The sequence below is a fragment of the Carboxylicivirga marina genome, from assembly GCF_016612505.1.
Lineage (GTDB): Bacteria > Bacteroidota > Bacteroidia > Bacteroidales > Marinilabiliaceae > Carboxylicivirga > Carboxylicivirga marina.
The window spans coordinates 1-458 of record NZ_JAENRR010000175.1 but is presented as its reverse complement, the minus strand read 5'-3'; the positions used below and the strand labels follow the sequence as shown (position 1 = coordinate 458).

Sequence of the window (458 nt, the reverse complement as noted above, 5' to 3'; positions counted from 1 at the left end):
TTGGAGTTACCCCATAATACAGATGCCTATCTCATGGATTTCTTAGTTAACAAGGGTTTGCAGGGAATGCTAAGTGATAATGATAAAAAAATGGGGATATTTCTAATAGATTGGAATATAAGAATTCTCCTGCTTAAATTTGTGTTACCACGCACAAATACAGGAGGATAGTTTATGAATTTTAGCCACTTAGCAGCCAAACTAAGAACCAAATTAAGTAATTTTTGGGGATACTTACTCAAGGACTTGACAAAACAGCCAGTCGATTTATAAATGAAGCTATTTATGGCATTATTGCATCACAATCAGTTTTACTAACAGAAATAGGCAGACAGCTAGAGAGTCATGTAGCTTTAAAAAAGATTGAAGAACGTTTTAGCAGGCAACTAATCAAACCACAATTATGGACTGATATTCACAAGCATATTCTAGCTTTGGCGAATCATCGCATTAAAGAT

General features: G+C 34.5%; 1 protein-coding gene. It reads left to right on the top strand.

The window, feature by feature from the left end:
- Positions 1-224: 224 nt before the first annotated feature.
- The coding region (locus JIV24_RS22260) for a hypothetical protein (protein ID WP_200467287.1) at positions 225-458 on the top strand (234 nt) is incomplete at its 3' end.